Raw genomic sequence first — 12,407 nt, 5'->3', positions numbered from 1 at the left:
ACCATTATTTAAGAATGTACTAAAACGGTTTCTCGAGTTCTGCCGCATACACTCAGGCAGCGTTTCACCTCTCATAGTCCCATCAACCGACGCAAAAACGCTACAATACCACCTAAAATAAAACCACTCAATTAATTCATGGGGAGAGTGAGCGAAAAGGTCGCTCCCGTGCCGGCGGCATTGTTCTCGCCGGATATCGTTCCCCCGTGCGACTCGACTATTGCCTTGCACAGGTAGAGCCCAAGGCCCGTTCCCTTTGCCCTGTCGGATTTTGACACGAACTTGCCAAACAGCTTGGGCTTGACTGAAGGATCGATTCCTTTGCCATTGTCGGTAATGCTCACCTTTACTCGCCCCGCTTCGCCGTCCGGCTCTAGCACGATGTGTATTGTTCCCGACTCGGTAAAGTTGATTGCGTTGTCCAGCAGGTTTACCAGCACCTGGCTTATCCTGTCCCGGTCGATCATGAGGTCCTCCATTGCGGAAGGCACTTTTGCCTCGAAAACAATCTCGACATCCTGCCCCTTTGGTATCTTTAGCTGCGCGTCCTGAATTACCTCCTCAATCAACTTTTTGATGCTGGTCTTTTGCTTCTGGAGCTTGAACGTGTTGCTCTCTATCCTGCTTGCGTCAAGGATGTCGTTTGTCAGCTTTGTGATGCGGTTTGCGTTGCGCAGGATTATCCTGACGTTGTCGTTATCGGGCATACTGTCGGCAAGGTTCTCGGCGCTAAGGACTATGGGGAGCACGGGGGTTCGCAGCTCGTGCGCGGCTATGTTGATAAACTCGTCTTTAATGACGTCCTGCTCCTTCAGCCGCTCATAGGCAGCCGTGAGCTCGGACAGCTGGTTGGAGATCTTTTCGTCCTGCTTGCTGACGGTGGTAAAGAGGCGCCTGTTGAGCACGAGTATGAACGCTATGAATATCGCGGAAATGGCGGCTATCAGGACCGTGGCAAGGAGGTTAAAGTTCTGGCTCTCAACAAAGACATCCACAAAGGGCTTTTGCACCACGGATGTGGTCTCTGATACCGCGACAGACAACACGTATGTTCCGTTGACAAGCACCGGCTCGTACGCCATCAGAGTCTCGTTTCCGTCCCGATCCTTGTATTGCAGTACGCCGGATTTGCCCTGCGACATGAGCTGCAGGCTCTGTTGCACCATCTCCTTTGTATCTTCAGACACCAGACCGAGGAGGGTGCCGTTTGTGATGCTCTTGCCCACCAGCCCGTCTGACGGGTGAACCAGAATTGTCCCGTCATTTGAAACCAGCATCAGCGACTTGTCAGTAGACGCGTATGGCGCAAGGAAAATGTTCTTGGCCGAACTGATAGGCACGAGGGCTGCAAGTACTCCATTAAAAGAGCCGTTTGTGGCAGATTGAGGGACAGGGACCGCTACGGCAAAACGCGGAACGCTCCCCAAGTCTGAGAGCAGCGGGCTAACGTACGGGCTGTTGGTGGCAAGTGGCAGCTCGTAAACTCGCCTATTTGAGAGATCCGAGCCTATCGGGAGGGACGTGCTCGGGCTTGCGATATAGAGGAGCTTGCCTTCGACAGATATCAAGGCAATATTGTCTGCGTACGGGCCAAGTGCAGATTTTGTCAGCAGCAGTGTATCCCGGACAGAGTCGCTACCAGCATCCTTGCCTGCAATCGCAAGAGCGGAGGCGGCGAGGAGGCGCTCTGCATTGCCAAGGGTGATAGATACCCTGCTTGACACTGCCTGGGCGTCCCCTGCCAGGTTGTTCCTGAGCGTCTGCGACGCCGCCAGTGCTATTTTTGACTCGGCGGTCTGCTGCGCCGTGTACACGAGAAAGGAGGACACCGCAGTCATGCTGGCGAGCGCAACCGTTATTATTATGACAAGGGGGCGTCCAATGTTGCCCCAGCTGTTCATTTGACTCTTTTGTGTTGCTGTTTGTTATATAAGGATATTCAGGTAGGAACGTCAGCCGCGTCTCTTCCTCGCATAAAAGAGCCATGCAAGGAGCGCCACGCCGGCGGCCGCGATTCCCATGCCCGCGGGAAGTGCCATGGCTGTAATGGGATCAAGGGCGGTTACAGAGTCGAGGGGCACGTCAGGCTGGGTATTGAGCGCAAGGTCATCAGGGCTTGTGGCATCGCCTCCTCTATTGATTCCAACATAGAGTGCATACTCGCCGGCGTCATGCAGTTTGAATGGCCCAAGGTGCAGCTGTGCGCTTGCACCTGGTGCAAGCAATGGCACTTCAAACTTGGCACTTGACCCTTCATGCCCGCCACGCATGGGCACAAAGTCCACCCAGAGCGACCTTCCTTCTATGGCCGACGGTCCTGTGTTCCTGATAGTAACATCGTAGCGGACATAATCGCCTGCTGCAGGAAACAGCCCTTGCGATTGCACTTGGCGCTCTAGCGACAGCTCGGCGGCTTGCCCGCTTTCTTCCTGGGCAAAGGCAGGGACACATACCAGCAGAATCATCGTCGTCATTATTGTCATTGCAAAGAAAATAACAAGCGCAGCCGCAAGGAGCGCGGGTGTATTTGCGGCACCCTTTCCATGTTGTATCGCACAGTTATGCCTTTCACAGAGCGCACTGCGGCAGGCCAGAATAACAATAACAACAAGACGGGCGCTCAAGCAGTCCTCACGCTGACACGGTCGCTGCTAAGGACTTCGCCCTTTGCGGTCCTTGCCTCTACGTGGAGCACATAGGCTCCTGCAAGGAGCTCGATCTTGGCTTTGCGCAACTGGATCTTGCGCTTGCCTATCTTTATCTCGGCTGCCGACTCGGGCATCGTAGTTCCGGCCATGTCCACCAGGTGATAGGCCAGTACAAACTCTTGCTTTCTTCTTGACCTGTTGATTATCTCAAAGTCAAACAGCGCCATGCGCTCGCCTGGTGCTAGCCTGCCTTCAGAGCCGTTTGCAAGCTTGACGTTTACCAGCAGATCATAGTTGTCGTCATCATCATCGTCATTGTCTGCCAATTTCCTTTCTGCCACCCTCACGCGCGGCTTGCGTTTGCGTCCAAGCAATAGTATCAGTGCTCCGGCAGTCCCTGCGCCTGCTGCTGTAATCATCATGCCATTTCTTGCCATGTACAACGCTATTGCGATTGCCGAGCCTCCAAGTATGGCTATCGCCACCGTCATGAGCACGTACAGATACACAGAGAGCCACGGGACAACGACTGTCAGCTGCGTAGACTCGAGCAGGTCGTTTTCAGGCACGGATCTTGCCTCAGCTGTGACGCGGTATGTGCCCGGCTCTGTGAAAGGTATGGTCACCTGCAGCGTCTTGGACCCGTGCGCCTCTACCTCTACCTGCTGCGACAGGTCAAAGGCGCGCTTGCCCGTCTGGTCGTTGTACCAAAAGTTGAGCGTGAACTTTTCTGCCTGGTCGCCGGCGTTCGTGATGTCTGTCTGGAGCACCGCCGTCGCGCTAGGAGGCGCCACGTCTTTCTGCTTGACGTCAACCACCGTTATTGACACATCGACGTCCTTGAGTATCGTAAACGTGTTGTACGCCACTGGCCTGCTGGATATCTTGACAGAGTCAAGGAGCCTTGCAGAGAACTTTTCGTTCACAAACTCCTCTATCACGGCGACTGCCTTGTTGCTTGTCGACGTTGCAAGCGTCAGCGAGTCGGCCAGGTTCACTGCGAAGGTCTTTGGCACCACAGGTGGTGGTGGCACATGCGAAGAAGAAGTGCCTGTGCCAGAGCCCGCAGTCGCGCTCTTGACCGCGGTTATCACATAGTCAGAGAAGTGCGGCAGGGTTGCAGTAAAGGTGTATGTCCCGTTACCTGCAGATAGATTCTGTACCGTGTTTACCTCCTCCCACTGGTTGGTACCCTCGTTGAGCAGCCTGATCTTTATGAGTGGCACCCCGTTTGCGTCCCTTGCAGCGGATTCTGATCTTGCCCAGTCGTCGGTTACCGTGAAGGTGAAAGTGGGCGGATGCTGATAGTAGCTCTGGACGCTAGGGTCAGAGCCTCCGGGGACGTTGCCCCACCACCTGACGTCGATGTACAGCGGCCTTAGCTCCTCCGGCGGCAGGGTTGCTCCTGCAGGCGGGACATCCATAGGCGTCACGATAAGGCCAAAGTCGGTGGTGAGCATGGCAGGGGTGAACTGTACGTCCAGCGACTGGATGAAGCCAGAGTGCCCAGACAGGGCAGGAGTGTCCATAAAGTTGACGCGCACCTGCACAGGCACGCCTGCCGGGATGTTTGCGGCGCGGTCAGATATGAGCGTGTTGTTTGCCGGCAGGTCTGCAGTAGGCACTATGGTCACGTCCCTAAGCCGGAGCGTTATTATCTGGTTTGGCAGGTCGTCTCTGATTACAGTCGTGTTAAAGTAGAGCGGATCTAGCTCAATAGCGTCCCTCAGGTCCGCGGGAGTCCCATCCCAGGTGTAGGTGCCCGGAACGGACAAGTTCGGCGGCCTGCCGTGATTGTCGGCGTGATCGTTGACAAGGATTGGCAGGAGCGGCTTGATTGCCACAGACACTGCTGCCGAGTCGCCCAGTGTTATGAATGTCTGCGGCCTATTGACTGCTATGCTGTCTGTCACGGCGAGGGTGGTAGGCAGTATGCGTCCAGGCGGCGAGGTAAAGAAGTCGCCGTCTGCCAGGTTCAGGCCTTCGTCAAAGTGCAGCGACTGGTTGCACGAAAACGGCGTGCAGTCAGCCAGGTCTACTCCCTCTTCAAACACCCTGTTCCAGTGCACCGACACGTCGGTTATCTGCGAGTTGACGCCAAGCGAGTCGACGACGGATACGGCAGTACCGGCCTTTGCAGACACCTGGTCGGCTAGTACAAGCGCGTCGTTTATGGTGCGCGGGATTGGAAGCGCCACCGAGTCGGCCATCGGCATCGCGTCAGCAAGGAAGCGGCTGATGCCTATAGACACAGAGTCGGCGACGGCCACGGCATCGCTGAACGGCCCGGAGCCTGTCCTTGCTATCGCGTCGGACAATGCAAGCGAGTCAGAGACCGGCACGCTGATGGAGCTTCCACCAGAGACGCCGTCGGCGATAACCAGCGAATCAGAGATTTCCCTTGCAAAGGAGGTAGGCGCGCCCGTTGCATCCTCTATCACGAGCGCGTCGGCCACAAGCCTCGATGCTGCAAGCGCCCCTGTAACAGAGTCTGCCGCGGCCACAGAGTCAGAAACTGCCACGCGGTTGATGTTGTTGGTCGATATAGAGTCGGCCACTGCAAGCGAGTCTGAAACAGAGGCCAGTACCGAGGTGGAGGAAGAGGCGGCGTCTGTCACGCCGACTGCGTCAGATAGCGAGCGTGAGGTTGACGTGGCAATCGCATCTTCGACTGTCATCAGGTCGGATGGCGACCTCGGCGCGTTTGTTGCAGCCGTGTCTGTAACCGACAGCGTCTCCTGCATTGTGCGCGAGGCGGCGCTAGTGACAGAGTCTGTCATTGATACGGCATCGGAGAGCGAGTGGCTGACAGAGGTCGATATGGCGTCAGTGGCCGACAAGGTGTCCGATGTTGACCTGCTTGTCTTGCCGGTGATTGCATCGGTTATTGCTATCGAATCTGCAAGGGAGCGCGATGTTGTTGTGGCCAGGGCATCTGTTACATTGATGCTGTCAGATGTCGACCTTGAATCAGCAGCCGCCCTGGCAATCGCGTCCGTAACAGATACTGTGTCTGCAATGGAGCGGCTGACAGAGGTGGACACGCTGTCTGCAAGCGCGACACTGTCTGACAGTGAGCGCGAGACCGCGGTGGTTATGGCATCGGTTATTGGCACAGAGTCTGACATGGATCTGCTTGTCGTGCTGTTGATCGCAGGTGTAATTGACACCGAGTCAGACAGTGAGCGTGATACAGTAATTGATACGGCATCCGTTGTCGAGATCGAGTCTGAAAGTGAGCGGGAAGCAACATAGCTTGTCGAGTCTGTCATCGTGACAGAGTCTGCAAGTGAGCGCCTTGCGGTCGTGGCTATGGCATCGGCTATCGACACCGTCTCTGCAGCCGACGTAGACGCCCTTCTTGAAACAGAGTCTGCAGCTGACAGAGTGTCTGAAAGTGAGCGAGACGCCCTCTTTGCTATCGAGTCTGCCACTGCGACAGAGTCAGAGAGGGAGCGGGAGACTGAGTGGCTGATTGCGTCGGTTATGGTTATGGTGCTGGATAGCGGGCGCGTTGCAGTGGGCGAGATTGCGTCTGTGGCTGACAGTGTTTCAGATAGCGAACGCGTGGCTGACTTGATGATGACGTCCGCGATTGACACGGCGTCAGAGACAGAGCGAGAGATTGACTTGTTGATGGAATCTGATGCTGGCAGGGTGTCTGACAGGGACCTTGATGCAAGCAATGTCCTGCTGCTGATTGCATCAGACACTGTGATTGCGTCTGCAGCCGACCTTGCCGCGACGCTTTGCCTTGCGGCGGCGTCTGCCAAAGAAACGCTGTCTGCAATGGCCCTTGCAAACGCGCTGGTCCCTGCCACCGCGTCAGATACCGAAACCACCTCTGCCGCAGACCGGGATGCAAGGTACACTTTTGCTACCGCAGGCGACACCGTCACCGCGTCAGACATTGAACGCGACGGGGAATACGTCCTGCTGACTGAAGGCAGTACGGTCACCGCGTCAGAAAGGGATTTTGTAGTGCTCTTTGTTATCGCATCAGCTACAGAAAGCGTGACTGACACAGACCTAGTTGGGTGCAAGGTCGTAGATACGGCAGCGGACACTGACAGAGTGTCAGATGCAGAGCGCGACGCATGGTACATCCAGCTGACAGAGACTCCGATGGTTGCAGTATCAGACACGGACCTTGCGGCACCCTTGTGCCCTGCAACAGAGTCGGCGATTGACAGGGTTACCGACGGCCTAACGATTGTGATTGTTGTTATCGAGTCCTGTATCGTTATGGTGCTTGGAAGTGAGCGCGTGACTTTCTTTCTGACAGAGTCTGACACTGATATTGCAATAGGTATCGCGACTTTTGGATTCTTTGCAGCTACGGCGGATATGTTGATCGTGTCGCTTAGCGGCTTTCTGACTCCCTTTGACACGGCAGGCGCGATTGTCACAGTGTCTGAAAGGCTCTTGCCGATGCCCCTTGCAACTGATGGCACGATGGTTATCGTGTCGGCCGACGTACGCTTGACCTTCTTGGACTTTTGGAAATCGATGTGCATACTTTCGTACGTGTCGTTGCCAGATTCGCTTGTAAGCGAGGCGTCGCCTACAAGCGTGGTCTTGCCGGCCTTGGATTTTATCGCTCCAGTGTCAAAGTTCGAGTTTGACTTGAGGAACATCGAGTTGACCACGTCGGTGGTAGAGATTGCGGAGGCGCCAAGGACCCACTTGTGCGTGCCTGCGGCCGACAGCGTCGCGGCAGTTCCAAAGGCGGTGCCGTTAAACGCCCTGTAGTCCAGAGTCCCGCTTGCTCCCGACGACGATACAAGCAGACCGGTCGTGCCTGCAGGGTTGTACGCAAAGTCAAATGCCCTGCCGGCGGTGGTGCCCGTGTTGCCTGTTACCACGGTCCACGTTCCGGGGGTGCCGGCGTTAAACTGCGAGCAGGAAAGGGCGCTTCCATCGTCTGACTGGCAGGCCATTATCTTGTTCGACGACGAAAGCGGGTCGGATTTCAGGCTGACGAACTTGACGTCTTCGGTCGTCACGCCGGGGTTGGGGTTTGTCGCACCTGTCGTCCACGAGCTTCCGGTCCACCTTGCGTACGCCGCGCTGTTTTGTCCGTTGCCGGAGAGCACCAGGGAAGCGCCAGACTGGGCCTCGTACGCCACGTCGACCGAGTCGCCGTCGATGTTTTCCAGGCTGAGGGACGAAGAGACCGTCTGGACGTTGCCCCACGCCGAGCCGTTCCAGACCGCGCCGTACGTCTTTAGGTTCGTGGCATCAAGGACTGCCAGCGTCATCTCGTTTGTTGTCGAGTGGGCCGCAAGGTGCAGGTAGCGCAGTTCTTCTGCGTCGGCAGACCCGCCGGCAAGGTTGACGCCTGTCTCTGCGGAGAGCGTGGTTCCGTCAAACGTCCTGTAGTAAAAGTCTGCGTTCTCGGTCAGCTCCTTGTCGTACACTATGACCAGCCGCTCGCCAGTAGTCTCAAACAGCATGTCGTACGGCCTGTACGGCTTGCTTGGGTCAGGCGAGCCCGTGTCTGCAAAGTCGGCAGCCACCAATGTCCAGCTGCTGGCAGAGGCGCAGTTGTTGTCGCATGTGAACAGGTTGAGCGTGCCGTCGCTGCTGTGGCTTACGACCACCCGGAGCGACGAGTCGGAGCTGAAGCGTATTATGGCATCCCTTATCGCGCTTCCCGTGTTTGGAAGCTCTACCTCTGCGCTCCATGTCTGGGTGGCAGGATCCCACTCCCTGTACTTGGGCGAGTTAAAGGTCGCGCTTCCAGTGCCGGAGCGATAGACCGCGGCCGACCTTGCCGAGTCAAGCGGCGAGCCCTTTTCTGCCACGACAGAGACTACGATTGTCACGGACTCTGGGAACACCTTGGCCCTCATCTTTGCGGCAAGCGCGTCTGCCACCGTGAGCGTTATCGACGGGAACTTTTTCAGAACGGGCGACCTCCTGAAATCAACGTGGAAGGATTCCGGCGAAGTGTTGCCCACCGTGCTTGCGCCGTCGTCTGTCCATGCAAATACCGCGGTGGTGCCTCCGTCCCACCTGAGCTGGCTTATGTCGGCATCGCTGTCAATAGCGGCTCCAAGCACCGAGACTGCGTCCGCTGAGGTCGGGTTTGTGTGCTCGTTGAGCGAAACCCACGGGTGGGTCGAGCCATCGTCTGTGATGGTCAGGGCAGACGTCCAGGAAGAGGTTGCTGCAAACCTCTTGAAGGAGAGCTGGTTGCTCTTGCCCCATACCAAGATCCCTCTTAGCGAGTCGTCGGCGTTGTTCCAGGCAAAGTCAAACACGCGAGTCTCCGTGCTGTCGATAGAGTTGCTGGCAGTGGTGCCGGCGTGCAGGTTGTCGTCGCTGCCTACGGGCGCCCCGTCGCTGTCATAAACTGTCCATGCGCTTCCACTCCAGTATGCGCTGCTAAGTCCGTTGAAAGAACCATGCGGACCGCTGGCAACGAGTTGCATATCCATCCTGCCTGCGTTAGGATTGGGGACCAGCCGGACCCATTTTACGGTGTCCAGGTCCATCGATCCTACGGTTGATATGCTGCTCCACGAGCCCCCGCTGAATTGCGAGTATACAACGTCTGCGCCATCGGCAGCCACGGCGACTAGGTCGCCCGTGCTTGTTTCAAAGGCTACTCCAACTCCCTCGTAGTTAATGTCCGTCGAGGTGGATGTCGTAAGCGTGTTTATGTTGCCAAACGTCTGCGTCGCGCCGTTAAAGTACCAGGCAACTGCGCGGTGGTTTGTCTCTGATGCGGCCACAAGGCCGAGGTCGTTAGAGCCAGAGGTCTTTCTCGAATCGAGGCGGACAAAGCTGTACACGTTGTCGGGCGCGCCAGAGCCGGTGTCGTCAATGGCGTTTTCGCTGCCAAATGTGGTCGAAGAATCGGGCATTATGCGGTAGAACAAGTCCGTTGTAGAGTCGCCGCCGTCTTCCTTGTCGTAGACCAGCATCAAGTCGCCGCTTGTCTTTTCAAACTCGATGTCAAACGGGCGCTTTTGTATGGCAGGCGTGACGGCGTTCCACAGGTCCACGATGTCATGGGTGACTGCCCAGTTGCCGGGCGTGGTGCAGCCAAAGTCGCACACGTATGAATCAAGCGTGCCGTCGTCGCTCAGGACTATTATCACGCGCTTGGTCGATACTGGGCTGAACTCTATCCAGGCGTTGCGTATCGGGCTTCCGGCGCTTTCAAGCTCTACCTGAGAGCTCCATGTCTTTGTCGTCGGGTTCCATTCCCTGTATTTTGGAGAGCTGCTTCCGTTGGTGCCGTCGTCGGACCTGTACGCCATCCCTGCAACGTTGCTGTCAGGCGTTACGGTGACGGACCTTGCGATGGAATCAACTACAGTCAGAGTGTTTGGTAGCGGGTGCGTGACTTGCTTGATTATTGCAGGCGATATTGTAATGGTTTCAGATATTGTACGTAACTTTGACTTGGCTGCAGTAATACTGTCAGATACTGTAATAGTTTGGGAAATCGATCTGCTGCCTGGCGAATGACGAAAGTCCAGTCCAAACGCTTCGATTGTGTTGGTGCCACCTGCATTGTTTGTTATAGTCGTCTCGCCATTCAGTGTGAAGGCGCTTCCATCCCATTCAGCATCACCGATGGCGTCATTGGTAGCATCACCATATATTGCCCAGAGCGAGTCAACAGCGTTGGCATTGGTGTCATCGTCAGTGGCTGCTGCGACCCATCTTATGGCATTTGTTACTGATATGGCTGCGCTTTCGGCGTTGAATGCCCCCGAAGTATAGGTCCTGCGCTTTAGGTCTGCAGATCCGCTTTCATAGTATAGCGTCAGACCAGTGCTACCTGTAGCATCCCATGCAAAGTCCGCGGGCCTTCGTGTGCTTGTTGCAGTGTTGCTCTCAAGCTGGGTCAGCGAAGCAGGAATTGTAGATCCGTTAGTTGCTGCGCAATTCCAGTCGCTCTGGTCGTCTATGTCGCAGATCATGATCCTATTGGAACTGGCGCTAGGATCAGGCTTGAGCGAAACCCACTTTACATCCTCGAAAGTTGTACTTGTGTTAGGGTTCAAAGTGCCAGTGGTCCACGTACCGGTGTAGCGCCCGTAGGTCATGCTGTTGGCACCGTTGCCCGAGACTGCCAGTATGTTCCCGCTTGAAGTCTCATAGGCTATGCCGATGGCTTCACCTGTGATACTCGTGGTTCCTAGCGCGGAACTGATCGTCTGCTGGCTTGTAAAGCCGCTGCCAGTCCATCTGAACGCAATTGCATCCTGGGCTGTGGCATCTAACAGGATCATGGCGATTTCGTCACTTCCCGGTTTTGATGCCATCTTGAAGTAGCGTATGTCGTTGTCGCTCGTGCCATCACCTGTATTATAGTTAAAACCACTTTCACCTGAAAGTCCGGAAGCAGGGTTAAACGTCTTGTAGAAAAAGTCGTTTGTGTCAGTTGTTGTAACCTTGTCATATACTATGAGCAGGTCGCCGCTTGTTGACTCGAAAGCCATGTCAAAGTACTTGAAGCCTGCAGTAATCGTTGTTGTAGTAACATCTGCTACAAGCGTCGGCCCGGTCCAGTTAGATGCAGTAGTGCATGCAAATTCACAGTAGTAGATGTCTATCTCGCCGTTTGATTCAATGACGCCTATTACCTTCAGCTGGCTTACAGGGCTATAGAGGAACTTGACCGCGTATATATCACTGACAACACCAGTAGTCATTGCAACTTCGCTGCTCCAACTAGCCGTTGCCGGATCCCATTGCCGGTATCCTACTCCGCCTGTCGTTCCCTTCTTGTATGCGATCCCTGCCGCCTGATCGGCAAATGCCTCTCCCACCACAGGTCCCGCGGCCGATGCCATCGCAACTGCCGTCACAATCACTACGACGATGATCGTAACCCTTGCGTACATCGGCATTTCTGCATCGCGTGATTCGTCTTCTGACTTGACAGCATACAGCCCAACGATCCGCCTCCTCATACTTACGACGCGTGGCGACTTGCCGACCGAGATTGCAATAACTGCGATAGCATACGCTCCATAAAGCGAGTCAATATAGATGGTCGGAGGGACCTGCACGGGGATCGATTGCGGACTACTATTACTATCGTCCGGCTCGGAATCGTCAGATCCCAGCAGGTCCTGCATCAGGGTCGAAAGGACTGATTCCAGTTCTTGTGAGATAGAGCTTTGCGGCTGCTCCTGCACTGAACCGTTCTTCTGATCCTTGTTGTTTGTCAGGTCGCCCTTGCTTTCAGCAGGGTTGCGCGGGCCCAATTTTTCCTCTGCTCTTCCGGCTCCTTGCAATCCTGTCGATGGCCTTGGAGAAGTAGTAGAAGTGGCTGCGCTGCTGGGCGGAGGCGGCGTCGGCGAGGTCGCAATGTTGAGGCCGTCAGAGATTCCCACGTTAAACACACGCGGAACCCTTGCGCCAAGATTGTCAAAGGTGCTTGCCACCGCGACAGAGTCGCCGATGCTCCTGGAGAAGACGCGCGGCGAAGTTGTTGATTGGTCGGCAGCAGTATTTGCGGCTGCGTTTTGCGAGTGTGTTGGAGAGAGCTCTGCAAAAGCCTGACCAGGGTTTGCCACGAGCAGAAACAGCGCTGCAGCAGCTGCTAAGCCAAAGAGAAGTAGTAACGACCTGTCCCGCATCATGCCGGAGAGAGATCTAGGGGTTAGCATAGTATAGTAGCCTCCAAGGCTCTCTCCGACACGTTATAGGGTTAGACTGCCTTATTATTTAAATTTATGTTTAAATCTTGTTTGAAGCCTTTGCTCTAGGTATACAGTGTCCGAAAAAGGG

General features: G+C 55.6%; 3 protein-coding genes. All 3 read right to left on the bottom strand.

Translation table 11 applies throughout. The features are described 5' to 3' along the window. Positions 1 to 131: 131 nt before the first annotated feature. A complete protein-coding gene (locus NTE_RS06400) occupies positions 132 to 1,901 on the bottom strand; it encodes a sensor histidine kinase (protein WP_148700263.1) in 1,770 nt (589 codons plus the stop codon). 51 nt (positions 1,902 to 1,952) lie between these two features. Next, positions 1,953 to 2,474 (bottom strand): hypothetical protein, encoded by a 522-nt coding sequence (locus NTE_RS06395; protein ID WP_158385199.1) that lies wholly within the window; start codon positions 2,472 to 2,474, stop codon positions 1,953 to 1,955. 146 nt (positions 2,475 to 2,620) lie between these two features. Continuing rightward, positions 2,621 to 12,286 (bottom strand): hypothetical protein, encoded by a 9,666-nt coding sequence (locus tag NTE_RS06390; RefSeq protein WP_148700261.1) that lies wholly within the window; start codon positions 12,284 to 12,286, stop codon positions 2,621 to 2,623. Positions 12,287 to 12,407 lie beyond the last annotated feature (121 nt).

Source organism: Candidatus Nitrososphaera evergladensis SR1 (genome assembly GCF_000730285.1).
GTDB lineage: Archaea > Thermoproteota > Nitrososphaeria > Nitrososphaerales > Nitrososphaeraceae > Nitrososphaera > Nitrososphaera evergladensis.
Note: the sequence above shows the minus strand (reverse complement) of the source record. Positions and strands in the feature narration are given on the sequence as shown.

Excerpts from the sequence above, each read along its gene's own strand:
- NTE_RS06395 (WP_158385199.1), bottom strand. The coding sequence starts at position 2,474 with ATGACGACGATGATTCTGCTGGTATGTGTCCCTGCCTTTGCCCAGGAA.
- NTE_RS06390 (WP_148700261.1), bottom strand. The coding sequence starts at position 12,286 with ATGCTAACCCCTAGATCTCTCTCCGGCATGATGCGGGACAGGTCGTTA.
- NTE_RS06400 (WP_148700263.1), bottom strand. The coding sequence starts at position 1,901 with ATGAACAGCTGGGGCAACATTGGACGCCCCCTTGTCATAATAATAACG.